18 protein-coding genes are annotated in these 26,274 nt (G+C 73.5%); 5 read left to right on the forward strand and 13 right to left on the reverse strand.

Going from position 1 to position 26,274, the window contains the following annotated elements; genetic code table 11:
- Positions 1-3 precede the first annotated feature (3 nt).
- From OHA91_RS11245 to eccD, 4 genes are all read right to left on the reverse strand, one after another.
- On the reverse strand, positions 4-1,383 hold the full coding sequence (locus tag OHA91_RS11245) for a M16 family metallopeptidase (RefSeq protein ID WP_031148884.1): 1,380 nt from the start codon (positions 1,381-1,383) through the stop codon (positions 4-6).
- Positions 1,380-3,602 carry a polyribonucleotide nucleotidyltransferase gene (locus OHA91_RS11250; RefSeq protein WP_031148882.1) on the reverse strand — a complete coding sequence of 741 codons (2,223 nt, stop codon included), beginning with the start codon at positions 3,600-3,602 and terminating at the stop codon, positions 1,380-1,382. Before OHA91_RS11250 ends, OHA91_RS11245 begins: the two co-directional genes overlap by 4 nt.
- A 306-nt stretch (positions 3,603-3,908) precedes the next feature.
- Positions 3,909-4,196, reverse strand: coding sequence for a 30S ribosomal protein S15 (rpsO, locus tag OHA91_RS11255; protein ID WP_030011220.1), 288 nt, complete (start codon positions 4,194-4,196; stop codon positions 3,909-3,911).
- A 181-nt stretch (positions 4,197-4,377) separates the two neighbouring features.
- The gene (eccD, locus tag OHA91_RS11260) at positions 4,378-5,883 is read right to left on the reverse strand and encodes a type VII secretion integral membrane protein EccD (RefSeq protein WP_031148880.1); all 1,506 of its coding nucleotides are present in this window, start codon (positions 5,881-5,883) and stop codon (positions 4,378-4,380) included.
- A 196-nt stretch (positions 5,884-6,079) separates the two neighbouring features.
- Between eccD and eccCa the strand changes: the two genes are divergently transcribed.
- Both eccCa and OHA91_RS11270 read left to right on the forward strand, forming a co-directional pair.
- Positions 6,080-10,036, forward strand: coding sequence for a type VII secretion protein EccCa (gene eccCa / locus OHA91_RS11265; protein ID WP_328739197.1), 3,957 nt, complete (start codon positions 6,080-6,082; stop codon positions 10,034-10,036).
- A 110-nt stretch (positions 10,037-10,146) separates the two neighbouring features.
- Complete coding sequence (locus OHA91_RS11270; protein ID WP_030767305.1) at positions 10,147-10,392, forward strand: DUF397 domain-containing protein; 246 nt, start codon at positions 10,147-10,149, stop codon at positions 10,390-10,392.
- Positions 10,393-10,474: 82 nt separating this feature from the next.
- On the opposite strand, the gene OHA91_RS11275 is transcribed toward OHA91_RS11270, so the two are convergent.
- The 4 genes from OHA91_RS11275 to eccB form a co-directional block, all read right to left on the reverse strand.
- On the reverse strand, positions 10,475-10,780 hold the full coding sequence (locus OHA91_RS11275; protein ID WP_031148875.1) for a WXG100 family type VII secretion target: 306 nt from the start codon (positions 10,778-10,780) through the stop codon (positions 10,475-10,477).
- A 45-nt stretch (positions 10,781-10,825) separates the two neighbouring features.
- Positions 10,826-11,173: a WXG100 family type VII secretion target gene (locus tag OHA91_RS11280; RefSeq protein WP_031148873.1), complete on the reverse strand. Its 348-nt coding sequence runs from the start codon at positions 11,171-11,173 to the stop codon at positions 10,826-10,828.
- A gap of 213 nt (positions 11,174-11,386) precedes the next feature.
- Complete coding sequence (mycP, locus tag OHA91_RS11285; protein ID WP_266497057.1) at positions 11,387-12,673, reverse strand: type VII secretion-associated serine protease mycosin; 1,287 nt, start codon at positions 12,671-12,673, stop codon at positions 11,387-11,389.
- Positions 12,674-12,684: 11 nt separating this feature from the next.
- Positions 12,685-14,262 (reverse strand): type VII secretion protein EccB, encoded by a 1,578-nt coding sequence (gene eccB / locus OHA91_RS11290; RefSeq protein WP_031148869.1) that lies wholly within the window; start codon positions 14,260-14,262, stop codon positions 12,685-12,687.
- Between the two features lie 258 nt (positions 14,263-14,520).
- On the opposite strand from eccB, the gene eccE reads away from it, so the two are divergent.
- The 3 genes from eccE to OHA91_RS11305 all read left to right on the forward strand — a co-directional run bounded on the left by eccE (position 14,521) and on the right by OHA91_RS11305 (position 19,037).
- A complete protein-coding gene (gene eccE / locus OHA91_RS11295) occupies positions 14,521-15,795 on the forward strand; it encodes a type VII secretion protein EccE (RefSeq protein WP_031148867.1) in 1,275 nt (424 codons plus the stop codon).
- Entirely contained in the window at positions 15,792-16,490 is a 699-nt protein-coding gene (locus OHA91_RS11300) for a hypothetical protein (RefSeq protein WP_031148865.1), read from the forward strand. Before eccE ends, OHA91_RS11300 begins: the two co-directional genes overlap by 4 nt.
- A gap of 141 nt (positions 16,491-16,631) precedes the next feature.
- A complete protein-coding gene (locus OHA91_RS11305) occupies positions 16,632-19,037 on the forward strand; it encodes an SCO5717 family growth-regulating ATPase (protein ID WP_328739198.1) in 2,406 nt (801 codons plus the stop codon).
- 92 nt (positions 19,038-19,129) lie between these two features.
- Here the strand turns inward: OHA91_RS11305 and OHA91_RS11310 are convergent, their stop codons facing one another.
- The 5 genes from OHA91_RS11310 to OHA91_RS11330 all read right to left on the reverse strand — a co-directional run bounded on the left by OHA91_RS11310 (position 19,130) and on the right by OHA91_RS11330 (position 26,265).
- Entirely contained in the window at positions 19,130-20,086 is a 957-nt protein-coding gene (locus OHA91_RS11310) for a bifunctional riboflavin kinase/FAD synthetase (protein ID WP_031148861.1), read from the reverse strand.
- A 137-nt stretch (positions 20,087-20,223) separates the two neighbouring features.
- Positions 20,224-24,327 (reverse strand): hypothetical protein, encoded by a 4,104-nt coding sequence (locus OHA91_RS11315; protein ID WP_328739199.1) that lies wholly within the window; start codon positions 24,325-24,327, stop codon positions 20,224-20,226.
- Positions 24,328-24,552: 225 nt separating this feature from the next.
- Positions 24,553-25,488 carry a tRNA pseudouridine(55) synthase TruB gene (truB, locus tag OHA91_RS11320; RefSeq protein ID WP_031148858.1) on the reverse strand — a complete coding sequence of 312 codons (936 nt, stop codon included), beginning with the start codon at positions 25,486-25,488 and terminating at the stop codon, positions 24,553-24,555.
- The gene (gene rbfA, locus OHA91_RS11325) at positions 25,485-25,937 is read right to left on the reverse strand and encodes a 30S ribosome-binding factor RbfA (RefSeq protein WP_031148855.1); all 453 of its coding nucleotides are present in this window, start codon (positions 25,935-25,937) and stop codon (positions 25,485-25,487) included. Before rbfA ends, truB begins: the two co-directional genes overlap by 4 nt.
- A 34-nt stretch (positions 25,938-25,971) precedes the next feature.
- Positions 25,972-26,265, reverse strand: coding sequence for a DUF503 domain-containing protein (locus OHA91_RS11330; protein WP_030030358.1), 294 nt, complete (start codon positions 26,263-26,265; stop codon positions 25,972-25,974).
- Positions 26,266-26,274: the final 9 nt, after the last annotated feature.

A 26,274-nucleotide genomic window follows, 5' to 3' on the forward strand; every position in this document is an offset into this window, starting at 1 on the left:
GAACTAGGCGACGACCTCGTCGAGGCGGGCGGCCTGCTTCTCCTTCAGCGGGCCGACCACCGCCAGCGAGGGCCGCTGGGCCAGTACATCCTGTGCGACCGAGCGGACGTCGTCCGGGGTCACCGCGGCGATCTGGGCGAGCATGTCGTCGACCGACATCTGGTCGCCCCAGCACAGCTCGCTCTTGCCGATGCGGTTCATGAGCGCGCCGGTGTCCTCCAGGCCGAGGACGGTGGATCCGGAGAGCTGGCCGATGGCCCGCTTGATCTCGTCGTCCGCGAGGCCTTCCGTCGCGACCTTGTCGAGCTCGTCGCGGCAGATCCGGAGCACGTCGTGCACCTGGTTGGGCCGGCAGCCCGCGTACACGCCGAAGAGGCCCGTGTCGGCGAAGCCCGAGGTGTACGAGTACACGCTGTAGGCGAGGCCGCGCTTCTCGCGGACCTCTTGGAAGAGGCGGGAGGACATGCCGCCGCCGAGGGCGGTGTTCAGCACGCCCAGGGCCCAGCGGCGCTCGTCCGTCCGGGCGAGGCCGGGCATGCCGAGGACCACGTGGGCCTGCTCGGTCTTGCGGCTCACCAGGTCGACGCGGCCGGAGGTGCGGATGCGCCGGGTACCGGTGCGCGGGCCGATCGGCTCGGCGTCGGTGCGGGTGAGGGCGCCGGCCTTCTCGAAGGCGGCGCGGACCTGGCGTACGACCTTGTTGTGGTCGACGTTGCCCGCGGCGGCCACGACCAGGTGGGTTGGGTCGTAGTGCTTCTTGTAGAAGCGGCGGATCCGGTCGGCGCCGAGGGCGTTGATCGTGTCGACCGTGCCGAGGACGGGGCGGCCCAGCGGGGTGTCGCCGTACATGGTCTGGGCGAACAGGTCGTGGACCATGTCGCCCGGGTCGTCCTCGGTCATCGCGATCTCTTCGAGGATGACCCCGCGCTCGGCGTCGACGTCCTCCTCGCGGATCAGCGAGCCGGTGAGCATGTCGCAGACCACGTCGATGGCGAGCGGCAGGTCGGTGTCGAGCACCCGTGCGTAGTAGCAGGTGTACTCCTTCGCCGTGAAGGCGTTCATCTCGCCGCCGACCGCGTCGATCGCGGAGGAGATGTCGAGGGCGCTGCGCTGTCGCGTGCCCTTGAAGAGGAGGTGCTCCAGGTAGTGCGTGGCGCCGTTCAGCGTGGGCGTCTCGTCCCGGGAGCCGACGTGCGCCCAGATGCCGAAGGTGGCGGAGCGGACGGAGGGCAGCGTCTCGGTGACGACGCGCAGTCCGCCGGGCAGGACGGTGCGGCGGACGGTGCCGATGCCGTTGCTGCCCTTGAGCAGGGTTTGGGTACGGGCGACGGCCCGCCCCTCCGAGGAGGGGCGGGCCGTCACACGGGAACTACGCGACGTCACTTGTCGGAGTCGTCCTTGTCAGCGTCGTCACCGGCGGCCTCGCCGTCGATCACGGGGATCAGGGAGAGCTTGCCGCGCTGGTCGATCTCGGCGATCTCCACCTGGACCTTGGTGCCGACCGCGAGCACGTCCTCGACGTTCTCCACGCGCTTGCCACCGGCGAGCTTGCGGATCTGCGAGATGTGCAGCAGGCCGTCCTTGCCGGGCATGAGGGAGACGAAGGCACCGAAGGTGGTGGTCTTGACGACCGTACCCAGGTAGCGCTCGCCGACCTCCGGCATGGTCGGGTTGGCGATCGAGTTGATCGTGGCGCGGGCGGCCTCGGCGGCCGGGCCGTCGGAGGCACCGATGTAGATGGTGCCGTCGTCCTCGATCGTGATCTCGGCGCCGGTGTCCTCCTGGATCTGGTTGATCATCTTGCCCTTGGGGCCGATGACCTCACCGATCTTGTCCACCGGGATCTTGACGGTGATGATCCGCGGGGCGAACGGGGACATGGCGTCCGGCGTGTCGATCGCTTCCATCATCACGTCGAGGATGTGGAGGCGGGCGTCGCGGGCCTGCTTGAGGGCGGCGGCCAGGACGGAGGCCGGGATGCCGTCGAGCTTGGTGTCCAGCTGGAGCGCGGTGACGAACTCCTTGGTGCCGGCGACCTTGAAGTCCATGTCGCCGAAGGCGTCCTCCGCACCGAGGATGTCGGTGAGGGCGACGTAGTGCGTCTTGCCGTCGATCTCCTGGGAGATCAGGCCCATGGCGATACCGGCGACGGGGGCCTTGAGGGGCACACCGGCGTTCAGCAGCGACATGGTGGAGGCGCAGACCGAGCCCATGGACGTCGAACCGTTGGAGCCGAGGGCCTCGGACACCTGGCGGATCGCGTAGGGGAACTCCTCGCGGGTCGGGAGGACCGGCACGATCGCGCGCTCGGCGAGCGCGCCGTGGCCGATCTCGCGGCGCTTCGGCGAACCGACGCGGCCGGTCTCGCCGACGGAGTACGGCGGGAAGTTGTAGTTGTGCATGTAGCGCTTGCGGGTCACCGGGGAGAGGGTGTCCAGCTGCTGCTCCATGCGGAGCATGTTGAGGGTGGTGACGCCCAGGATCTGGGTCTCGCCACGCTCGAACAGCGCCGAGCCGTGCACGCGCGGGATGGCCTCGACCTCGGCGGCGAGGGTACGGATGTCCGTGATCCCGCGGCCGTCGATGCGGACCTTGTCCTTGATGACGCGCTCGCGCACCAGGGCCTTGGTCAGGCTGCGGTACGCGGCCGAGATCTCCTTCTCGCGGCCTTCGAAGGCCGGGAGGAGCTTGTCGGCGGCGAGCTCCTTGACGCGGTCCAGCTCGGCCTCGCGGTCCTGCTTGCCCGCGATGGTCAGCGCCTGGGAGAGCTCGCCCTTGACGGCGGCCGCGAGGGCCTCGTACACGTCGTCCTGGTAGTCCAGGAAGACCGGGAACTCGCCCTCGGGCTTGGCGGCCTTGGCCGCCAGGTCCGCCTGGGCCTTGCAGAGGACCTTGATGAACGGCTTCGCGGCGTCCAGACCGGCGGCGACGATCTCCTCGGTCGGCGCCTCGGCGCCGCCCTTGACGAGGGCGATGGTCTTCTCGGTGGCCTCGGCCTCGACCATCATGATCGCGACGTCGCCGTCCTCGAGGGTGCGACCCGCGACGACCATGTCGAAGACGGCGTCCTCGAGCTCGGTGTGCGTCGGGAACGCCACCCACTGGCCGCGGATCAGCGCGACGCGGACGCCGCCGATCGGACCGGAGAAGGGCAGGCCGGCGAGCTGGGTGGACGCGGACGCGGCGTTGATCGCGATGACGTCGTACAGGTGGTCCGGGTTGAGCGCCATGACGGTGGCGACGACCTGGATCTCGTTGCGCAGGCCCTTCTTGAAGGACGGGCGCAGCGGGCGGTCGATCAGGCGGCAGGTGAGGATCGCGTCCTCGGAGGGCCGGCCCTCACGGCGGAAGAAGGAGCCGGGGATCTTGCCGGCCGCGTACTGCCGCTCCTCGACGTCCACCGTCAGGGGGAAGAAGTCGAGCTGGTCCTTGGGCTTCTTCGACGCGGTGGTGGCGGACAGCACCATCGTGTCGTCGTCCAGGTAGGCAACGGCGGAGCCGGCGGCCTGGCGGGCCAGACGGCCCGTCTCGAAGCGGATGGTGCGGGTGCCGAAGGAACCGTTGTCAATGACGGCCTCGGCGTAGTGGGTCTCGTTCTCCACTAGCGTTTTCTCCATTTTCGTCGTCTCCGTCCGCCGCCCGTGTGGCGGTGGACGGTTGCGGAGAAGCGCTCCTGGCGTGCGGGCCGGTCTTCGATCGAAGCATCCGGTTCGTTGCCCTCGGGGGCATTCCGGGTGCCACTACCGAGGACCGGCGGCGTGGGAGGGCGCTCCTCCTCTTCAGTTGTGCACGTCTCGTCGTCGGACGTACACGTGCGTCCGTTCCAGACTACAAAGGGACCGGTCCGTACCGCACGTACAGCAAAGGGAGCGGCCCCCGGATGTGGGAACCGCTCCCTTCACGGCGTCTTACTTGGCGCCGGCCGCACCGCGGCGGATGCCGAGGCGCTCGACCAGCGTACGGAAGCGCTGGATGTCCTTCTTGGCCAGGTACTGCAGCAGGCGGCGACGCTGGCCGACCAGGATCAGCAGACCACGACGGGAGTGGTGGTCGTGCTTGTGGGTCTTGAGGTGCTCGGTCAGGTCCGAGATGCGGCGGGAGAGCATCGCAACCTGGACCTCGGGGGAGCCGGTGTCGCCCTCCTTGGCACCGAACTCGGTGATGATCTGCTTCTTCGTAGCGGCGTCGAGCGGCACGCGTACTCCTCGTTTAGGTCTTCGTTGCCACCGAGTGCCCCAGGTCTGAGTCTCTGGGGAGCTTCCGTTACTCGGGAGGCGGGGTCCGCTGAGCGCAGTCCACAGACCCTTCGAAGGGATCCGGGGGACGCGTACACAAACGGCCGTCACACAGCGTACCAGGCTGCCGCTCCGCCCCGTCTCAGCTGGTGAGAGCGCGGGCCCGGGCGTAGACGTCGAGCACGGCCAGGGCCAGGGGCACCAGGCTGAGCAGGACCGCCGCCTCGGTGAGGTCGAGCAGCCTTCCCCAGAAGGGTGACAGGCCCTTGCGGGGGATGACAAGCGCAATTCCCGCGAGGAGGGCCGCGCCGGCGGCGACGGCGGCGGTGAGCCAGATCGTACGGAGGTCCAGGCCGCTGCGGTCCTGCTCCACGGCGAGGGCTTCGAGCAGGGCCTGCGGCGGGTGCAGGGACAGGCCCAGGATCAGCAGCGCGACGGCGGCGAGTCCGGCGGTCAGGGCGCACACCACCTGGGAGGTGTAGCGGAAGAGGCGGGCGCGCAGCAGCATGGCGAGCCCGGTGGCCAGGGCCAGGAGGCGGCCCCAGGTGTTGTCGGAGAAGCCGAGGACCGCGGCGGCGCCGACGGCGACCGCGGCGCAGCCGCCGACCAGGCCGAGCAGCATCTCGTGGCCGCGGCGGGCCTGGGCGGCGATCGCCTCGGCGTCGAGCGGGGCGCCCTGCTCGTTCTGGTCCGCGCCGGCCTGGTCACCGTACGGCTCGGTCTCGTAGCGGTCCGGGGTCTCGTAGTCCTCGGTGGCGCTCTGCGGCGCGGCGTAGCCGATGGGCAGGCGGGCGAAGCGCGCGGAGAGGCCGGGCAGGAAGGCGACGAGGCCGATCGCGACGGGCGCGCAGACGGCGGCGGTGTAGGTCGCGGAGGCCTCGGTGGCGATCGCGGCGAAGGTGGCGAGGGTGCCGGTGGCGGCGACGAAGGTGGCCGCGACGAAGGGGGCGTCGCCGCTGGGGGTGAGCGCGACCAGGGCGACGGAGGCGACGAGGGCGCAGACGCAGCCGAGGAGGAACTGGAGCCGGCCGGGGCCGTCGCCGACGGCGGGGCCGATGATCCCGGATCCGGCGATCAGCAGGTGCGGGAGGGCGCCGAGGCCGAGGGCGACGGCGGAGAGGCGGTCCCGGTAGACGCGGGCGCGCACCCCGGCCACGGCGGTGAGCAGGATGCCGACGGCGCCCGCGATGATCCCGGGCAGGCCGTGCATGTCGTGCCGGACGGGGTCGGCGTACCAGAGGACGAAGCCCAGCATGACGAGCAGCACGGCGGAGCCGGCGAGGCCCGCGCCGCGCAGCATGTCGTCGCTCCAGCGGTGCCGGTCGCGGACGACGGCGGAGGCGACGGCGTCGGAGACGTCGTCGAAGACGGCCGGCGGCAGGGACTCGGCGAAGGGGCGCAGGCTGAGCACCTCGCCGTCGAGGACCTGCTGGGCGGCGAGGGTGCGGGCGCCGTCGAGGACGGTCCCGGAACGGCGTACGAGGTGGAAGCCGGTCGGGGCGCCGACGGGCTGGGTCTGGCCGGTGAGGCGCAGCAGCTCGGGGTAGACGTCTGCGACGGCGATGTCCTCGGGGAGGGCGACGTCGATGCGGCTGTCGGGGGCCACGACGGTGACCCTGCAGAAACCCGTCGTGCCGGCCGTACTCACCTGCGTGACCCCCTCGGTCGGTGTCCGCGCCCGTGCTCGATTCGCGGATGCGCATGCTGCGCGCGACACCCTACCGGGCTTATGAGAGACAGTCGGCAAGTAGGATCACCGTCGCGCTGGGGATACCCCTTGCGCGCCCGGGACTTGGGGGCGCCGGTTGCGACGTCCCGTCCGTTTTCGAGGGATTGATGCTCCGGTGAGCCAGATCGTCGTCAAACGCCCGCCGCGGTCCCTGCCGCCCGAGGTTCCTTCGGAGGAGCTGAGGCTGGAGGCTCCTCCCGAACTTCCGCGCGGGCAGCAGGAGGGCATGCTGATGCAGCTCCTGCCGATGCTCGGCATGGGCTCCTCCGTCGTCTTCTTCTTCATGCCGGGCGCGGCCCCGTTCATGCGCATCATGGGTGTGCTGATGCTGGCGTCGACGGTGGGCATGGTCGTGGCGCAGCTGGTGCGCTACCGGCGCGGTACGCAGGGGCAAATGGCCGATGTGCGCCGGGACTACCTCAAGTACCTCGCCCAGACGCGCCGTCAGGTGCGGCGGACCGCCCGGGCGCAGCGCGACGCACAGCTGTACCTGCACCCCTCTCCCGAGCAGTTGTGGTCGGTGGTGGCGGACGGTTCGCGGCTGTGGGAGCGGCGGGTCGGCGATCCGGACTTCGGCCAGGCCCGGCTGGGGCTGGGTGCACAGCGTCTGGCGACCCCGCTGGTAGCGCCCGAGACGGCGCCGGTGGACGAGCTGGAGCCGCTGACGGCGGGTGCGATGCAGCGCTTCCTGAAGGTGCACTCCTCGCTGGACGGGCTGCCGATGGCGGTGTCGATGCGCGCCTTCTACCACGTGGCGGTGTCCGGGGAGCCGGAGTCGGCGCGCGGCGCGGCGCGGGCGCTGGTCGCGCAGCTGGCGACGCTGCACTCCCCCGAGGACCTGATGGTGGCCGTGGTGGCCGCGCCCGGTGCGGTGCCCGCGTGGGACTGGACGAAGTGGCTGCCGCACACGCAGCTCCCGGGGCAGGTCGACGGCGCCGGTACGAAGCGGCTGTTCGGCGACGACCTCGCCGAGCTGGAGGGGATGCTGGCGTCCCGGCTGGAGGGGCGGCCGCGGTTCAGCCGCGACGTGTCCCCCGTACTGGACCAGCCGCACCTGGTGGTGGTGCTGGACGGCGGCATGGTGCCCCCGGACTCGGTGTTCGCGGCGGCCGAGGGCCTGCAAGGCGTCACCATCATCGAGGTGGTCGCGGGCGAGCTGGACGAGCCGCGCGGTGGTCTGTCGGTCGTGGTGCGTCCGGGCCGGCTGCGCCTGGAGTCGGGCGGCGGGGTCGCGTACGAGGGTGTCCCGGACACCCTGTCGCTGCCCGCGGCGGAGGCCCTCGCGCGGCAGCTGGCGCCGCTGCGCACGGGTGGCGGGGACGACGACGAGCCGCTGCTGGCGAACCTGGACTTCACGGACCTGCTGAACCTGGGCGACGCGGCCGCGGTCGACGTGGCGCGGACCTGGCGGCCGCGGTCGGCCGGTGAACGGCTGCGCGTGCCGATCGGCGTCGGCGAGGACGGCGGCCCGGTCATGCTGGACCTGAAGGAGGCCGCGCAGGAGGGCATGGGCCCGCACGGCCTGTGCGTGGGTGCGACCGGTTCGGGCAAGTCGGAGCTGCTGCGCACGCTGGTGCTGGGTCTGGCGGTCACGCACACCTCGGAGACGCTGAACTTCGTGCTCGCCGACTTCAAGGGCGGTGCGACCTTCACGGGCATGGGCCAGATGCCGCACGTCGCGGCGGTCATCACGAACCTGGCGGACGACCTGACGCTCGTGGACCGCATGGGCGACTCGATCCGCGGCGAGCTGCAGCGCCGTCAGGAGCTGCTGCGTTCGGCGGGCAACTACGCGAACATCCACGACTACGAGAAGGCCCGTGCGGCCGGCGCCCCGCTGGAGCCGCTGGCTTCGCTGGTGCTGGTCATCGACGAGTTCAGCGAACTGCTGACGGCGAAGCCCGACTTCATCGACATGTTCATCCAGATCGGCCGCATCGGCCGGTCGCTGGGCGTGCACCTGCTGCTGGCGTCGCAGCGCCTGGAGGAGGGCAAGCTGCGCGGCCTGGACACGTACCTGTCGTACCGGATCGGTCTGCGGACCTTCTCGGCGGCGGAGTCTCGGACGGCGATCGGCGTGCCGGACGCCTACCACCTGCCGTCGGTGCCCGGTTCGGGCTATCTGAAGTTCGGTACGGACGAGATGGTGCGCTTCAAGGCGGCGTACGTGTCGGGCACCTACCGCTCGGGCGGGCCGGACCTCTCGGTGGGGCGGTTCCCGGTGGAGCGGCGGCCCGCGCTGTTCACGGCGGCGCCGGTGCCGGTGGTGTACGCGGCCCCGGACCCGGCGTACCTGGCGGCGCAGTCGGCGCGCGAGGACGACGCGCTCGCGGACACCGTGCTGGACGTGATCGTGAGCCGGCTGGAGGGGCAGGGGGTGCCGGCGCACCAGGTGTGGCTGCCGCCGCTCGACCAGGCTCCGCCGCTGGACCAGCTGCTTCCGGCGCTGGCGCCGAGCGCGGAGCGCGGGCTGCACGCGGAGGGCTACACGCGGCCCGGCGGGCTGGTCGTACCGCTCGGCCTGATCGACAAGCCGTTCGAGCAGCGGCGCGAGGTGCTGTACCGGGACTTCTCCGGCGCGGCGGGCCACATGATGGTGGTCGGCGGTCCCCAGTCGGGCAAGTCGACGCTGATGCGGACGCTGATCTCCTCCTTCGCGCTGACGCACACCCCGCGCGAGGTGCAGTTCTACGGGCTGGACTTCGGCGGTGGCAGCCTGTCGGCGGTCTCCGACCTGCCGCACGTGGGCGGTATCGCCTCGCGTCTGGACCCGGAGCGGGTGCGGCGCACGGTCGCGGAGGTGGGGGGCGTCCTCAACCGCCGCGAGGAGTTCTTCCGCTCGAACGGCATCGACTCGATCGCCACCTACCGGCGCCGGCGCGCGGCGGGGGATCTGCCGCACGAGCCGTGGGGCGACGTGTTCCTGATCGTCGACGGCTGGGGCAACTTCCGCGGCGAGTACGAGGTCCTGGAGCAGGTCGTCACGGACATCGCCGCGCGCGGTCTGGGCTACGGCATCCACGTGGTGATCACCGCGGGCCGGTACATGGAGGTCCGGGCGGCGCTGAAGGACCAGATGCTCAGCCGGCTGGAGCTGCGGCTCGGCGACACCATGGACTCGGAGTTCGACCGGAAGGTCGCGGCGAACGTCCCCACGGGGATGCCGGGCCGCGGCCAGGTGGCGGAGAAGCTTCACTTCCTGGGCGCGCTCCCGCGGGTCGACGGCTCGCACGAGGCCGGTGACCTGTCGGAGGCCACGGCGGCCTTCGTGGAGGCGGTCCGGCAGAACTGGGCGGGGCCGGCGGCTCCGGGCGTGCGGCTGCTGCCGCGGCTGCTCCACTCCGACCAGCTGCCCAAGGGCGGGGAGTTCCCCGGGCGCGGGATCGCGATCGGCATCGACGAGACCGATCTGGAGCCGGTGTTCGTCGACTTCGAGACCGACCCCTTCCTGCTGGTCTTCGGCGAGAGCGAGTCGGGCAAGACGAACCTGCTGCGGCTCATCGCCAAGCAGATCGCGGAGCGGTACACCCCGGACCAGGCGCGCCTGGTGGTGGGCGACTACCGGCGGACGCTGCTCGGGGCACTGCCGGAGGAGCACCTGCTGGAGTACGCGCCGATGGCGAGCTCCCTCCAGATGCACATGGAGGCGCTGGGCGGGGTGTTCTCCCGGCGGCAGCCTCCGGCGGACGTCACTCCGCAGCAGCTGCGCGACCGCAGCTGGTGGACGGGCCCGGACGTGTTCATCATCATCGACGACTTCGACCTGGTGGCCACGAGCCAGGGCAATCCGCTGGCGCCGCTGGTGGAGTACCTGCCGTTCGCCCGCGACACGGGCGTGCGCTTCATCATCGCGCGCAGCTCGGCCGGCGCGTCCCGCTCGATGTACGAGTCGTTCATGCAGCGGATCAAGGAGCTGGGCGCGCAGGGCGTCGTCCTGTCCGGCGATCCGGCGGAGGGCGATCTGGTCGGCACCGTCCGGCCGCGTCCGATGCCGCCGGGCCGGGGCTACTTCGCCTCCCGGCGGCGGGGCACGTCGCTGGTCCAGCTCGGCCGGATGCCGGGCGGCATGTGAGCTCCGGGGGGTGTCGGGCGCCGGCCGGATCGGTGGGAAACCCGTCCCGGCCGGCGGCGCCTCCCCGATAATCGGCGGGGAAGACCGCGCCACCGAGGGAAAGGCCGCCCATGGGCACCCAGCAGGAGAAGGACGAGCTGTACGCGCTCGACATCAGCGGTGTGGAGTGGGAAGGGCCTCCGGGGACCAGCCCGGACGAGGAGAGGGTGGAGATCGCGCGGCTTCCCGACGGGGCGGTGGCGATGCGCTCCTCGCTGGACCGGGAGACGGTGCTGCGCTACACGGCCGCCGAGTGGGAGGCCTTCGTGCTCGGCGCCAGGGACGGCGAGTTCGACCTGGACCGCCACCAGCCCTGAGGGGCCGCAGGACGCGCCGAAGGGGCGCTCCCCGTACGGGAGCGCCCCTTCGGCGTGTCGGGACCCGGGGTCGACGCAGGTCTCAGTAGGCCTCGGTGAAGAGGGTCGAGGCCCGCTTGTCGGTGGCCCGGTAGTCGTCCTTGCCGCGCTCGATGAGCTTGGCGACCTTCTCGAGCTCCGCGTGCATGGTGTCGGCCTTGGCCTTGTACTTCTTCTGGAGGTTGAGGTACTCCTGGTGCGCCTCACCGTCCCAGGTGTCCGTGACGACCTTCACGGCCTGCTCCATCTCGGCCAGGTCCTTGAGGATGTTCCCGGAGACGACCCGGATGCGGTCCGCCATCTGCTGAACGGTCTCGTACCGGACCCGGGTCCCGTCGTTCGCCGTCATGTTCTTCTCCTTCTCGCTGCGGCCGAATGGATGAGGGGGCGTCGATCAGATGCCGTCGAGGCCCGAACGCGGGCCGGAGCCGGACGGCGGCTGGACGGCGTTCTTGAACGCGGCCCGCACCTCCTCGTCCTGCGCGTTGCTGAGGTTCTTGGTCTGCGCCACGGCGTTGTGCAGGACGCCGAGGAGCCGGCGGATCTCGTCGTGGCTGTCGTTGAGCGTCGTCTGGGCCGTGATGAAGCCCGAGGCGCCCACACCGGTCCAGCCGGCGCTCACGGTGGCGATGATGTCGGCCAGCTCGCGGGCCTGCTTGGAGACGGCGGTTCCCGTCTCCTGGATCTTGTTCTTCGCCTGGACGACCGGATCGTCTGCAAGTCCGAAGGTGTTCGTGCTCATCGAAGCTCCTCACTTCTCAATTCGCCGGCAGCACCGGCGGATTGCGCAGCGGGGCGGGCGTGTCCGGCGCGGATGTGAGTCACGCGCTCCGGACCATCCCCCTCCGCTTCACGCGATCCCCCGATCACACTCGTGAAGCCTGGTGCCACTCTAGTCAGTTCACGGAGCGGCCCCAACACCGGTGGGCCGCTTGCGTGGACGAACTGTGACTGTTCACTGCAAACGGCGTCGACGGCTGTGCGCGTCCCTGATGACCGTCGCCGTGCCCGCGATGACGGCGATCAGAACGGCGCCGATACCGAGAGCGTAGGTGCCGTAACGCTCCTGTCGCTCCTGGGCGGTTTCGGTGAGCCGGAGGGGTGCGGCCTGCGGTGCCGTCGCCGGGGGCGGGCCCGGGTCCGGTACGGGGGCCTTCGGGGCCTGCTGGTCCTGGCTGAGGGCGCGGACGGGGTCGATGACCCCCCAACCGACGTAGTCGTCACGGCCGTTGACGGCACGCTCGGCCGTGTTCTGGATCTGCCAGACGATCTGCTGCGCGGACCAGTCGCCGTGCTCGGCGCGCAGCAGGGCGGCGACCCCGGCGACGTAGGGCGCGGAGAAGCTGGTGCCGTTGTCGATGCACTGGCCGAAGCCCGGGACGGTGGAGACCATGTCCACTCCGGGAGCGGCGACCCCGATGAAGTCGCCGGGCTGGGAGAAGGCGGCGCGCTCGTTGTTGCGGTCCGAGGCGCCCACGGCGAGGACGCCGGGGAAGGCGGCCGGATAGGTCTTGCGCTTCTGGCCGCTCATGCCGTCGTTGCCCGCCGAGGCCACGACCACGATGTCGGCGGCGACGGCCTTCTGGACGGACTTGCCGAGCTCGGAGTCCGCGGACAGCTGGACGTCGGTGTCCTGCGAGATGTTGATGACCCGGGCGCCCTTGGCGACCGCGTGGTCGATCGCCTGGCTCAGGGAGAGGGCGTTGCCCTTGCCCTGCCCGTCGTTCTGCCGGATGGGGATGATCGTGGCTTCCGGGGCCAGGCCGACGAAGCCCGTTCCGGCCTGGGGGCGGGCCGCGATCAGCCCGGCGACCTTGGTGCCGTGGCCGACGGTGTCGGTCGTGCCGTCACCGCCCTTGGGGTCGACGAAGTCCTTCCCCGCGCCGACGTCGAGAGCGCCGCTGAGCTGCGGGTTCGCCCGGTCCACACCGGTGTCGATGACGGCCACCCGGACGCTCGCGCCGCTCTTGTCCTTGCCCTTGGTTTGCGCCCAGAGCTCGTCGAGGAGGAGCCGCTGGAGGGCCCAGGGGCGGTCCTCGATCTGCTTCTTCATGGGGAAGGTGCACTCCCCCGCGCCGTCGAGGCGCAGCGCGTACGGAGGGTGCGGCGCGGGGGTCCCGGCCGGGGGGGTCCAGGCCGCGGAGGCGGCCCCCGTCGTACCCGCCGCACCACCGCCGGCGGCCAGGGCGAGGGCGAAGGCGGCCGTGAGGAGCACGCGCCGGGGCTTGCGGTTCTGGGGCATCGGCGGCTTCCTCACGAACCCTGTGGCTGGCGGGCGGAGTTGGTGTCCAGTCGGGGGCCCTTGGAGAGGAACTCCGACCAGGCGATGGGCACCATGGCCGGGGTGACGCCGCCGTAGCCGAGCCTGACCTGCGCCTGGCTGGCCTCGGGGCGGCCGTCCCCGCCCGCCTTGGACTGGTCGGGGGCACCGATCTCGGACTGCTCGGAGTCGCTGTCGCCGTTGGCCTGGACGGCGTACCGCAGGCCGGTGTCGGTGACCAGGAAGAGGGAACCGCCGGCCGTGGTCTGCTTGCCCTGCACCTGGGTGTAGAGCAGGCCGGAGCCGGGGGTGACGTACGCGCTCGTGCCGCTGGCGGTGATGTCGACGGGGTAGCCGGTGCCGGCCCAGGTGCTCAGCGTCTGGTTGCCCTGGCCGTCGACCGAGCGCAGGACGTTGCAGACGGTGTCGCGGTTGTTGGAGCCGCTCGCCTGGGTGCCGGCGGGCGGCGTCGTCCGGTTGATCCGCTCGGTCTTCTTCTGCGGCCACTTGACGTCGCCGGCGAAGGGGGTGGCGTCCGGGTCGAGGGACTGGAGGTCGACCTCACGGGCCTTGCCGTGCATGTTGAGGCCGTCGGTCGCCGGCGCCGAGATCAGCAGCCAGGCGACGAAGTCGGAGACGGGTGCGACCTTGCCGGGGAGGACCACGTAGTGCTGGGCGCCGGAGCCGGTCTGGGCCTTGAGCACCATGCCGACCTTGTTGTCGGCGGTGGTCAGGCCCTTGACGTCGGCGCCGGCCCCGGCCTTCCCGGGGATGGGCGGGAAGGCCAGGTCGTCGCCGGAGTTGAGGGTGCCGAGCCATTCCGGGCCGACCTGCTGCGGGGTGGCTCCGGTGCCGACCAGGGCATTCGTCATCGTTCCGGCGGCCGGGGTGCCCTCGGGGAACCTGTACTTCGTGCCGGTCGCGTCGACCAGGTACCGCTCCTTGCCCGGGCCGGTGCTCTCCACGTACAGCGACTGGGTGTCGGTGAGCCTGCGCGCGTCGTCCGTCACGGACGCCTCGCGGTCCGCGAGGACGAAGGTGGCGGTCTGCACGCCGCGGCCGTTGCCGCCGGGCTGCTGGCATACCGCCCAGCGCTTGGCCTTGCCGGCCTCGGGCTTGGAGGGGAGCCGGTCGGGGGCGTACGGGATGCCGATGATGGGGCCGCGCGGCGGCCTGCCCGCGTCCAGGACCTTGTCCTCGACCTGCACCACCTTGAACTTCTGCGGGTCCAGCAGGAGTCGGGCGGAGGCGAGGTTCAGCACCGGGTGCAGACGCGTCTGGTCCTTGCCGCCCACCTTCGTCGTCAGGACCACGTAGCGGGTCGTCGAGTCCTTGCCGACGATGACCCTCGTTCCGGGCTCGTCCCAGCCCTTGGGAGCGGTCGGCTTGAACATGCCCCAGGCGCCGAACCCGGCGAGCACGAGGGCTCCGACGATCACTCCCGGCAGGACCGCGCGCAGGGGCCGGGGCGCCCCTTCCTCGGTCCCCGTGGCGGAGGGCTGGAGGAACGCGGCCACCGTCCGCCGCTTCGCAAAGGTGTACGCGTTGAGCTCATCACGTCGTGATGCCATGACCGTCTGCTTCTCCCCGCACGGCCCGGCCGGTGGGTACGGTCCCCGGGCCTCGATAGTCGGACCGGGCACCTACTATGCCTCTTGACGGACGGTATGCAGGGTCCGGGTAGGGTGAGGCAGCCGCTCAGGGCCTTCCACACCGGGGCAATCAGGGCTTGTTGGGGTGGATTGGGGAGGTTCCGGGGCCCCGCGACGGGTGTCGCGCAGCGCCGGAACCCGTGAGGTCCGGCCCGTGAGAGGGGAAGTGCGCGAGTGATGGCCACGGCGACGGAGCCGCAGACCGGCGCGCCCGCACCCGCACGCGGCGGGGTGACGCCGCACCCCAAGTCGAGCCCCGGCCGCTTCGGTCCGTTCCGACTGCAACAACTCGTACTGCTCCAGGTCGCGGCGGCCGGACTGCTCGTGGCGTGGGTGGTCGAGCCCCTGCTCCTGGTCCCCGTCGGCGCGTTCGCGCTGGTGCTGGTGGTGCTCGCGGTCGTACGCCGCCACCAGCGTTCCCTTCCGGAGTGGATCGGCAGTGCGCTCGCACTGCGCGCACGCCGCCGCAGGGCCGCGTCCTTCGCCGTGCCCGCGGGCACCGAGCCGGGGCTGGCGCCGCTGGTCGAGGCCGATCCGGCCCTGCGCACCCTGACGTTCAGCGACCGCGACAGGCGTCCGGTCGGGATGATCGGCGACGGGACCTTCCTGACCGCGGTGGTGCAGGTGGACACGGACGTCACCGCGCTGCGGCCCGACCGGGCGGCGCGGCCGCTGCCGCTCGGCGTCGTACGGGACATCCTCGAAGTGGACGGCATCCGGCTGGAGTCCGCGCAGCTGGTGCAGCACACGCAGCCGGCGCCGGCCCCGCACCTGCCGGCCCAGTCGATGGCCACGCGCAACTACGCGCCGCTGCAGGCCCGTACGGGCACGCCCGCGGTGCGGCTGACGTGGATCGCGCTCAAGCTCGACCCGGAACTGTGCCCCGAGGCGGTCACCGCCCGCGGCGGCGGCCTTGCGGGCGCGCAGCGGTGCGTGGTGCGGGCCGCGGACCAGCTGGCGAGCCGGCTGGCCGGGGCCGGGTTCAAGGCCACCGTGCTGACCGAGCAGGAACTGACGGCGGCGATGGCCACCTCCTCGTGCGCGAACCCGATGGCGATCACCCAGGCCGGCCGGTCGGCCGGCACCGGGCGGCGCACCGAGGAGACCTCGCGGATCTGGCGCTGCGACGACCGCCGGCACACGACGTACTGGATAGGCCGCTGGCCGCAGCTGGGCGGCGCCGGGGCGGCGGCGCTGCCGCAGTTCGTGGCGCTGCTGACCTCCCTGCCGGCGCTCGCCACGAACTTCAGCCTGACGATGGCCCCGGCGGAGCGGCAGGGCGTGACCCTGACCGGACACGTACGGGTGACAGGGCGCAGCGACGAGGAACTGATCGCCGCACGGCGGGAGTTGGAGAGGACCGCGCGGGGCGTGAAGGCCGGGCTGGTCCGGCTCGACCGCGAACAGGTGCCGGGGCTGTTGGCTTCGCTGCCGCTGGGAGGCGCGCGATGAGGGGCGGTTTCGGGCTGGTCGGCCCGCGGCGGGTCCGGCACGTGGTGCCCGCGGCGGACCTGGATGCGCTGGCGGTGCCCGTCGGGGACGACGGGGTCGTCATCGGCGTGGACGCCGAGGGGCGGTCGGCGGTGCTCGGCATCAACCGGCCGACGCCCTACGAGGTGACGCTGATCGGCGGTCTGTGGACGGCGCAGGTGCTGGCGCTGCGCGCGGCTGCCACCGGTGCGCGCGTCGCGGTGGAGACCGGGCGCGGGCAGGTGTGGTCCGGGCTGGCGCAGGCCGCCGGCGGCGGGCAGCAGTGCGTGACCCTGCACGAGGTGGGACGGATCCCGCCGCAGGGCGCGTCCGCGGGCAGCCCGGTGCTGGTGGTCCGCGACTGCGGGATGCGGCCGCCGCGCGGTCGCGTGGTGGCCGGGCCGTGGCAGTCGGTGCTGACCCTGCTGCCGTACCTGAGCCCGACGGCGCCGCGGTTGCTCCAGCAGGCGTCGCTGGTGGGCGTGCAGCGGGTGTCCCCGGACGAGGCGGAGCAGATCGGCCGCCTGATGCGGCTGCCGCGCCAGGCCGTGGCCTCCCTGCCGACCCTGGGCGACGGGGTGACCCTGTGGTGCACCCCGCGGGACCGGCAGTTCGTGATGACCCAGGGGACCGAGGCGGAGACCGGCCTGCTGGGCCCGGCACGCCGCATCGACTGACGGGGCGCGCGCCCCGGGCGGGCCGCCCGCCCTCCCCGTGGAACGGGACGCGGCGGACAGGGGCGACGCCCCCCGATTAGGCTGGACGCCGGCGCGGCGTGGGTGGGCGCCGGAGCAGTGTTCGACATACCAGGAGGACCAGTGAGCGGCGATCGGAACGAGAGGCGCGGCGGGACGTGGGACGTCCCGACGGACGATCAGTCCGACGCGGAGCCCGAGATGACGGGCGAGTTCACCATCGACTACACACCGCCGGCCTGGTACACGCAGAGTGCGCCGCCGGCCGCGGACGCGCAGGTACCGGGGCTTCCCGAGGGGAGCGGCTTCGAGCCGCACCGCCCGTCGGACCTGGAGTCGCCGTCAACGATGCGGATCGCTCCGCCGGCCCCGCGGACCCCGGCCGACGGTACGGGTACGCCTCCGCCGTTCCCGCTCGCCGGCCCGGCCGACGCGACCCCTCCGGCGCACGCTCCGGCCCCGGCGGCCGAGCCGCCGTACGCGGCTCCCGAGCCGATCGTGGCTCCCGAGCTGCCGTACGCGGCTTCCGAGCCGATCGTGGCACCTGAACTCCCGTACTCCGCTCCGGGACCCATCCAGGCGCCCGAACCGCCGCACGCCGCCTCCGCCCCGGTCGCGGCTCCGGCCGAGCCCGCACCTGCGGCACCCGAGGCTCCGGCACCGGCCCGGGCACCGATCCAGGCACCCGAGCTGCCGTACCCGGCTCCGGCCCCGGTCGCGGCTCCGGCCGAGCCCGCACCTGCGGCGCCCGAGGTCCCTGCTCCGGTGCAGGCGCCCGAGCTGCCGTACTCCGCTCCGGCCCCGGTCCCGGCCCCGGCCGAGGCTGCGCCTGCGGTGCCCGAAGCCCCGGCGCCCTTCGCGGCGGCCCCGCCCGAGCCCTCCCCGTTCGACGCCGTGCCCCCGGCGCCCGAAGCCCCGGAGCCGTTCCCGTCGTTCTCGGCCCCGGCCGAGGAGGCCGCCCCGGAGCCGGCCGACGCCGTGCCCGCGCCGTTCGCGGCCCCGGTGCCGCCGGCTGCCGTGGACGAGGTCCCGCCGTACCCCGCCCCCTCGGCCGGGGGGACGCCCGCGGCCGCCGGAGAGAACGCCGTCGGGGGGCCCGCCGGTGAACTGCCGCCGCTGCCGCCCTCGTTCGCGACGCAGGGCTCCTACGGCTTCCCGCCGCCGGCGCCCGCACCCGCGCCGCAGCAGCCCCAGCCCCCTCAGCCGCAGCCGCAGCCGCAGTACGACCCCCGCACCGCCGGGCAGTGGCCCGTCGGCCCCGGTCAGCAGCCGCCGCAACCCCAGCCGCAGCCGCACGACCCGCGGTACGCGGCCGGCCCCGCCGGCGCAGGCGCGCCGCTCGGCTACACCGCCGCCGTCGAGCTGTCCTCGGACCGGCTGCTGCGCAACAAGCAGAAGCCCAAGAGCAACAACAACGGCGCGGGCGGCGGCGGCCTGTTCCGCTTCGGCGGCAAGGCGGCCGAAGCGGAGCGCCGCCGCAAGCTGGAGCTGATCCGCACCCCGGTCATGTCCTGCTACCGCATCGCCGTCATCAGCCTCAAGGGCGGCGTCGGCAAGACCACGACCACCACCGCGCTGGGCGCCACCCTCGCCACCGAGCGCCAGGACAAGATCCTGGCCATCGACGCGAACCCCGACGCCGGCACGCTCGGCCGCCGTGTCCGCCGCGAGACGGGCGCGACGATCCGGGACCTGGTCCAGGCGATCCCGTACCTGAACTCGTACATGGACATCCGCCGCTTCACTTCGCAGGCGCCCTCCGGGCTGGAGATCATCGCCAACGACGTGGACCCGGCGGTCTCCACGACCTTCAACGACGAGGACTACCGCCGCGTCATCGAGACGCTGGGCCGCCAGTACCCGATCATCCTCACCGACTCGGGCACCGGCCTCCTCTACTCCGCCATGCGCGGCGTCCTGGACCTGGCCGATCAGCTGATCATCATCTCGACCCCGTCCGTGGACGGCGCCAGCAGCGCCAGCACCACCCTCGACTGGCTCTCCGCGCACGGGTACGCGGACCTGGTCTCCCGCTCCCTCACCGTCATCTCGGGGGTCCGCGAGACGGCCAAGATGATCAAGATCGAGGACATCGTGCAGCACTTCGAGACCCGCTGCCGCGGTGTCGTCGTGGTGCCCTTCGACGAGCACCTCGCGGCCGGCGCCGAGGTGGACCTCGACATGATGCGGCCCAAGACCCGCGAGGCGTACTTCAACCTCTCCGCCCTCGTGGCCGAGGACTTCCTCCGGGCCCAGCAGCAGGCCCCGCAGAACCACTGGGGAGCACCGCAGCAGCCGCATCAGCCCCACCCGCAGCAGCCGCAGCCTCAGCACCACCAGCCGCAGCCGCCGCCCCAGCCGTACGGTCAGCCCCAGGGCCGGCCCCCGTACCAGCAGCCGCCGCAGCAGCCGGGCCCCTACGGCCAGCCCTACCCGCAGCAGCCGCAGCCCGGCCAGCCCTGGCAGCAGCCCCCGGCCGCCCCGCCGCAGCAGCCGCAGCAGCCGCCGCGCGACCCCCGCCTCGGCTGACGGCCGCGCCGAGCACGCACAACAGGAAGGGCCCGTACCACCCCGGATCGCATCGGATTCCGGGACGGTACGGGCCCTCGCCCGTTCCCGCGTCAGCGCTTCATGTCGTACGCGTCGGTCAGCACCCGCGCCCGCTTCACGTCGTCGGCGATCGCCTCCAGCAGCCCGTCCAGCGACTCGAACTTCGCCATCCCCCGCACGTACGCGAGGAAGTCGACGGCCACGTGCTTGCCGTACAGGTCGAGCCCGACGCGGTCGATCGCATACGCCTCCACCGTCCGCTCGGTCGCGTCGAACTGCACGTTCGTCCCCACCGAGATCGCCGCGGGCATCCGCTCGCCGTCCGCCGTCAGCCAGCCCGCGTAGACCCCGTCCGCCGGGATCGCGGTGTGCGGCTGCGTCTCCACGTTCGCCGTCGGGTAGCCGAGTTCACGCCCGCGCTGCGCTCCGCGCACCACCACGCCCTCGACCCGGTGCGGACGCCCCAGGACCTCGGCCGCACCGTCCATGTCGCCCTCGGCGACCAGCCGGCGCGCCAGCGTCGAGGAGAACGGCACGCCGCCGCCCGCCTCGCCGCGCTCCACGAGGTCCACGACCTCGACCCGGTAGTCGTACGTCGATCCCAGCTCGCGCAGGAAGTCGACGTTCCCGGCGGCCCGGTGGCCGAAGCGGAAGTTCGGGCCCTCGATGACGGCGAGGGCGTGCAGCTTGTCGACGAGCACCTTCACGATGAAGTCGGCCGGGGACAGCTGCGAGAAGTCGGCGGTGAACGGCAGGATCAGCAGCGCGTCCACGCCCAGTCCGGCCATCAGCTCGGCGCGCCGGTCGTAGGGCGCCAGGATCGGCGGGTGGCTGCCGGGACGGACGACCTCGCTCGGGTGCGGGTCGAAGGTGACGACGACGGACGGGACGCCGAGCTCGCGCGCCGTGGCCACGGCCCGTCCGATGATCAGCTGATGTCCCCGGTGCACGCCGTCGTAGGAGCCGATGGTGACGACGCTGCGTCCCCAGTCCTGGGGGATGTCCTCCAAGCCACGCCACCGCTGCACTGTGACCGCTCCTCGCCCGAACCCGGTTGGTCCTTGAACTGATTGCCGATTGCAGGTCTAAGACTGCCATGCCGGGGGCCGGTGCCACGCATCGGCATCCGGGCCGGACGGGCCCGGCGGGCCGCCGTCGCGCATCCTCATGTCACATCCGCGGCGGCCCTGCCGAGGGTCTCCACCGTCTGCCGGGCGCTGGGCCCCAGCAGGGCCGCGGCCTCCGTGGCCGCCTGCGCCAGCCAGCGGGCCACGAGCGCCCCGAAGGCCGGCTGGGCCCGGGCCAGCTCCACCGTGCGCCGCTCGAAGATCGCCGGCCCGCCGGGGGCCCGCAACAGCTGCCGCCCGGTACGGCGCAGCAGCTCCCGCGTACGGTCCTCCGGACGCGCCGCGGCACCCGCCGCGACCGCCCCGAGGAACGCGTCCAGCACCCGCGGGTCCCTCTCCTCGCGCAGCAGTACGCCGGCCAGCTCGCCGCGCAGCGCGTACGAGGGCTCCCCGCCCGGCGCGCCCAGTACGGCGGCGAGCTCGGCCCGCACCCCCGTCGGCGCGGTCCGCAGCAGGTCCAGTACGAGCCGGCGCAGCGCGGGGCCGGCGGCGGGCCCCTGCTCCAGCCGCCGGTCCACGAACGCCGCGGCGTGCGGCGCGTCCCCGGGGCTGCGCGCGAGGTGCTCCCGTACGAGCTCGGCCGCGCGCCGGGCCAGCCCCGGCGTGTTCAGCGCTGCCAGGGCGCGCAGCACCTCCCCGTCGGCGCGGTCCCGCAGGGCGGCGAACACCTCGTCCTGGTCCGGCAGTACGGGCAGGACGGCCACCAGCGCCTCGGCGGGCAGCCGGGAGCCGGGCTCGGGGTCGCGGAAGGACGCGAGGGCTTCGGGGAGGTGGCGGGCGCGCACTTGCGGGTCGCGCAGCAGGACGGCCAGGGCGCTGCCGTGCAGGGTGACGTCGGCGGGACGGTCGAGCAGTGCCCGGGCGGCACGGCGCAGCAGCTCCCGGTCGGCGGGGGCGCGTACGTGCGGGGCGGTGGCGAGACCGTAGGCGGCGGCCGCGACCCTGCGCGAGGGGCGTTCGTCGTGTGCCCAGCGGTCCACGGCCCGGCACAGGGCGGAGGGCTCCTCCTCGGCGAGTACGGCGAGCAGCTCGTCGGCGCGGGGGTGCGCGGCGGTGACGAGCGCCTCGGCGAGGTCGTCCGGGGCGAGGCGGCGGTGGGTGTGCAGCAGGGCCTGCGCGGCGGTGGCGACGGTGGCCCCGGGGCGGCCGCGCAGCCGCCGGTCGTCGGCGAACCAGGCGCACAGCAGCGGCTGGATCCGCCGGGGGTCCCGGGCCAGTCGGCGGGCCACGGCGTCGAGGTAGCGGTCGCCGGGGACCGCCTCGGCGGGGTCCGCGGGGAGCAGGCGGCGCAGCAGGTCGAGGCGGTCGGGCTCGGCCAGCCGGACCCGGTTCCAGAACCAGCCGCCGAACTCGCCCGGGCCGACCCGGGCCACGTGCTCGGCGAGGGCGTGCAGGACGGGGAGGTGGGGGTGCGCGTCGGGGAGGCGCAGCAGGGTCTCGCGCAGCAGCCGGGCGGCCCACCAGACGCGGTCGGAGCGGGCGGCGTCGGCGGCCCCCGCCGGGGCTTCGGCGAAGGCGTTCAGGGCGTCGACCAGCCGGGTCAGTTCCTCGCGGAGCCGGTCCGGGGGGAGCCGGCGCAGGGCTTCCAGGACGGGCCCGATCCGGTGCCGGGGCACGGGCCGCCCGGGCCTGGCGGGACCGTGGACGAGGACGCCGAGGGCCGTCGGGACGTCGAGGTGGCCGGCCTGGATCCAGTCGGACAGCTCCTCGTGGGCGAGGCGGTAGCCGGACCCGGCGGGCACCAGCAGCCCCTCGGTGAGGACGGCGGAGGCCCAGCCGGTGCGCCACGGGAACAGCTCCTCGAAGGAGGCCCGGTCCAGCTGGCCCTGCCCGGGTCCCAGGCAGCGCCGGGCGGCCTCGTGCAGGCGGCCGGCGACGCGGGCGGCGAGCCGCCGGACGCCGGGGCCGTGCACCGATGCGCCTCCGGCGGCGATGCGGACCGCGATGCGCAGGCACAGCAGGTCGAGGTGGGCGCCGAAGACCTCGTCGCGGCCGGGGCGGCCGGCGGTGACCCCGGCGGCGCGGATCCCGGCGAGCAGGTGCAGGGTGAGCGGGTGCCGGGCGTCGGCCTCGCGGACGGCGTCGGCGGGGATGCCGAGGCGGGCCCGGGCGCTCTCCGCCTCGGCGGCGGTGAGGTCCGCGAGCGGAAGGGCGGGCGGCAGCCGGGGGGCCGCGCGGGCCGGGATGTGCAGCGCCTCGGGCGGGTGGAGGGCGCCGGCCCGCTCCCAGTACTCGGGGCGGGCGGCGACCACCAGCCGGGCCCCGGTGCCGCGCAGCCAGGCGGTGGTGGCCTCGGTCCACGGTCCGAGGCGGTGGGCGAGCTCCGGCGGCATCTCCTCGGGGGCGTCCAGGACGATGAGGAGGGGGCGGCCGGCGCGGGCGACGACGAGGGCGAGGTGCGCTGCGGCTCCCGCCGGGTCAGCGGGCTCCGGCCGGCCGCGCGAGCCGTCGGGCGCGGACCGGCGGGCGCCGAAGGCCTGCGGGCTGCGCCGCTCCCCGGGCGGAGTCCCTCGCGGACCGGGCACCACCTGACTGCGCCCCTCGACCGATGTGGCCCCGCACGGGCCGGGCACCGCCTCACCGCGCCACCCGTCCGGCACGGTCCCGCCGAAGCCGCGCTCCGCCCGGCCACGCCCGTCGGGCACGGACCCACGGGAGCCCGTGACGGACCCACCCGGCCGCCCGTCGGACGTGGTTCCACCGAAGCCGGGCACCGCTTGGCCGCGCCCCTCGACCGATGTGGCCCCGCACGGGCCGGGCACCGCCTCACCGCGCCACCCGTCCGGCACGGTCCCGCCGAAGCCGGGCAGCGGCTCACCGGGCAACCCGTCGGGCGGGGTTGCGGCGGGGCCGGGCGCGCGCCGGGGCGTCTCCTCGGCCGCCGAACGGGACTCGGGGGCGGACCGTGTGGCGGCGGTGCGTTCGGCGCCCTGCGGGGATAGCCCCGACACACACCCGTCCCCACCGGAACCCGTGCGCGGGCCGTCGGCGGCCCGGTCCGAACCCGCGCATGGGCCCGCCTCCGGGGTACGCCCGGACCGGAGGTCGGGGGCGGCGGCCCAGGACGCATCTCCGGGCCCGTCCCCACCGGAACCCGGGCGCGGGCCGTCCGGGGCGGCGGCCCACGGCACAGCTCCGGGCACGCCCCCAGTCGGGTGCGGGCCGGATTGCGGTGTCCGCCCGGGCCGGGGGGCGACGCCGTCTGCGGTCCGGTCGGCGAGGCGGGATGCCGCCGTCAGGGCTCGGGTCGCCGCGTCCGCCAGCGAAGTGTCGTCGGCGCGGAGGTCCGTCCCGCGCAGCCACAGCGTCGGCGCGGGGCGGGCGCCGCGGGCCCGGCGGGCGGCCAGGGCCGCCAGTTCCGTCGTGCGGCCGGTGCCCGGGTTGCCGACGAGGCCGAGCACCTGGCGGTCCCCGGCCGCGAAGGCCTCCAGTTCGGCGGCGATGCCGGGTCGCTCCACCGGTCGGTCCGGAGGGAGGGCGGCGCACGAGGCGGTCAGTTGCAGCGCTCCGGCGAGGTTCAGGTCGGCGCCCCGGGCCGGCACGGTCGCCGCGTTGCGTGCGAGCAGCGCGGCGAGGGGGCCCTGCGGATCGGAGTCGGCCGCCGCCCGCAGGGCCACCGCGAAGCCGCCGGAGCGGTGCTCCGCGCGCAGAGCGGTGCCCAGTACCGCGAGGACCGCCCCGGTGGCGGCGTCGAGGACCGGCCCCCCGCAGGCCTCCCCGCCCTGCGCGAGCGCGTCGCGGCCGTCCGTGCCGATCGCCAGCTCCACCGCGGCCCCCGCGGGCACCGCGTACAGCCCGCCGGCCGCCCGGTACGCGACCTGCGCGCCCCCCAGCACCCGCGCCTGCCGCCAGCCCCGCGCGGGCAGCCGTACGTAGGTCCCCGGATCGATCGCCTCGCGCTGCGTCACCGGCAGCGGCCGCACCCCGAGTCCGTCCGTGCGGATGAGGGCCAGCGCCAGGCCGGGCAGCTCGGTCACGTCGGCCGCCTCGGCCGGCCAGGTCCGCCCGGAGGCGTGCAGCACGAGCCGGGTCAGGCCGTCGACGGCCTCGTGACCGGTGACGACCGTCCCGCGGTCGTCCGCGACGAACCCGCTGCCGCGCTCCCGCCCGGCCGGATCGCAGATTTTGACGAGTTCCGCCATGGCCGCACCACTCCCCCGCAACGCCCCGTGCTCACGACGGTAGGCAGGTGAAGATCAGCACGAAAAGCACACGTGGCGAACGCGCCCCCTTACGCTCCCTCCATTCACTCCGAGCGCCTGCTCGGACGGGTGAATAGCGGCGTCCGGGTGGATAGAGACCTACCCGAGGGGGGTCGTGGAGCGGTGAGCAGCACGACATGTGCGCTCACCGCTCCACGTCAACGATCAGACGAAGACCGCGAGGGACTTCGCCTTCCCGTTCTTGCTCTCGACGAGCCCGAGGAGCTGGCCCTGCGGCCCGAAGACCGCGACGGTACGGCCGTCCTCGTACTCCTCCGGCATGTCGATCCGCACGCCGTTGGCGAGCAGCGAGGCCCGCCGGGCGTCCAGGTCCCAGCGCGGGAAGGCCGCGGCGGCCGCCTCGCCGATCGGCATGACGGTCAGCTCCTCCTGGAGCTGGTCCAGGGTCCGCGCGCGGTCGATCTTGTACGGGCCCACCCGCGTGCGGCGCAGCGCGGTCAGGTGCCCGCCGACGCCGAGGTCGGCGCCGAGGTCGCGGGCGAGGGCGCGGATGTACGTACCGCTGGAGCAGACGACGGAGACGACGAGGTCGACGACCTTGGTGCCGTCCTCGGCCTCCGCCTCCCGCATGTCGTACACCTGGAACGACGAGATGGTCACCGGTCGGGCCGGGATCTCGAAGTCCTCGCCGTCGCGGGCCCGCTTGTAGGAGCGGACGCCCTTGATCTTGATGGCGCTGACCTTGGACGGGACCTGCATGATGTCGCCCGACAGCTTGGCGACGCCCGCGTCCACGGCGTCCCGGGTGACCCCGGTGGCGTCCGTGGAGGAGGTGATCTCGCCCTCGGCGTCGTCCGTCAGGGTGTTCTGGCCCAGGCGGATCGTGCCGAGGTACTCCTTCTCCGTGAGCGCGAGGTGACCCAGGAGCTTGGTGGCCTTCTCCACGCCCAGGACCAGCACGCCCGTCGCCATCGGGTCGAGCGTGCCGGCGTGGCCGACGCGGCGGGTCTTGGCGATCCCCCGCATCTTGGCGACCACGTCGTGCGAGGTGAAGCCGGACGGCTTGTCGACGATGACAAGCCCGTCCCGGGGGCCCCTCCCAGCGGTGGCTGGGGGAGTCTGACCTGCGTTGGTGCTCATTCCGCGGCTGCGTCCTCGTCGTCGTCCTCGCCGGGCTTCTTGTACGGGTCGGCGTCGCCGGCGTACTGGGCACCGGAGGACACCTCGCGCACCTGGGCGTCGGAGGTGCGTGCCTTCTCCAGGAGGTCCTCGATGGTCTTGGCGTTCTCCGGGAGGGCGTCCGCGACGAAGGTCAGGGTGGGCGTGAACTTGGTCCCCGCCGCCCGGCCCACCGCGGAGCGCAGAACGCCCTTGGCGCTCTCCAGGCCCGCCGCCGCACTGGCGCGGTCCTCGTCGTCGCCGTAGACCGTGTAGAAGACCGTGGCCTCCCGCAGGTCGCCGGTGACCCGGGTGTCCGTGATGGTCACGTGCGTACCGAGGCGGGGGTCCTTGACACCGCGCTGCAGCTTCTCCGCCACCACCTCCCGGATGAGGTCCGCCAGCTTCTTCGCCCGCGCATTGTCGGCCACTGGTCCGTCTCCTTCTTTTCTTGCAGACAAGCAATCAGTCTTCATCACCGTGGAAGCGCCGTCGTACCGACAGCAGCTCCACTTCCGGACGTGCCGCGACCAGCCGCTCGCAGCGGTCCAGTACGTCCGAGAGGAACCCCGCGTCCCCACTCACCAGCGCGACCCCTATGCGGGCCCGGCGGTGCAGATCCTGGTCGCCCACCTCGGCCGCGCTCACGGAGAACTTTCGCTGGAGCTCGGCGACGATGGGCCGGACGACGGAGCGTTTCTCCTTCAGCGAGTGGACGTCGCCGAGGAGCAGGTCGAAGGACAGAGTCCCCACGTACATGCAGTTCCG

The sequence above is a fragment of the Streptomyces erythrochromogenes genome, from assembly GCF_036170895.1.
Taxonomy (GTDB): domain Bacteria; phylum Actinomycetota; class Actinomycetes; order Streptomycetales; family Streptomycetaceae; genus Streptomyces; species Streptomyces erythrochromogenes.

Bases quoted from the DNA above. Each gene is read 5' to 3' on its own strand.
- OHA91_RS11275 (WP_031148875.1), bottom strand. From the start codon at position 10,780: ATGACGGCGAACGACGGGACCCGGGTCCGGTACGAGACCGTTCAGCAG.
- OHA91_RS11315 (WP_328739199.1), bottom strand. From the start codon at position 24,327: ATGGCGGAACTCGTCAAAATCTGCGATCCGGCCGGGCGGGAGCGCGGC.
- eccE (WP_031148867.1), top strand. From the start codon at position 14,521: ATGGCCACGGCGACGGAGCCGCAGACCGGCGCGCCCGCACCCGCACGC.
- truB (WP_031148858.1), bottom strand. From the start codon at position 25,488: ATGAGCACCAACGCAGGTCAGACTCCCCCAGCCACCGCTGGGAGGGGC.
- OHA91_RS11270 (WP_030767305.1), top strand. From the start codon at position 10,147: ATGGGCACCCAGCAGGAGAAGGACGAGCTGTACGCGCTCGACATCAGC.
- OHA91_RS11280 (WP_031148873.1), bottom strand. From the start codon at position 11,173: ATGAGCACGAACACCTTCGGACTTGCAGACGATCCGGTCGTCCAGGCG.
- eccB (WP_031148869.1), bottom strand. From the start codon at position 14,262: ATGGCATCACGACGTGATGAGCTCAACGCGTACACCTTTGCGAAGCGG.
- OHA91_RS11300 (WP_031148865.1), top strand. From the start codon at position 15,792: ATGAGGGGCGGTTTCGGGCTGGTCGGCCCGCGGCGGGTCCGGCACGTG.
- OHA91_RS11330 (WP_030030358.1), bottom strand. From the start codon at position 26,265: ATGTACGTGGGGACTCTGTCCTTCGACCTGCTCCTCGGCGACGTCCAC.
- mycP (WP_266497057.1), bottom strand. From the start codon at position 12,673: ATGCCCCAGAACCGCAAGCCCCGGCGCGTGCTCCTCACGGCCGCCTTC.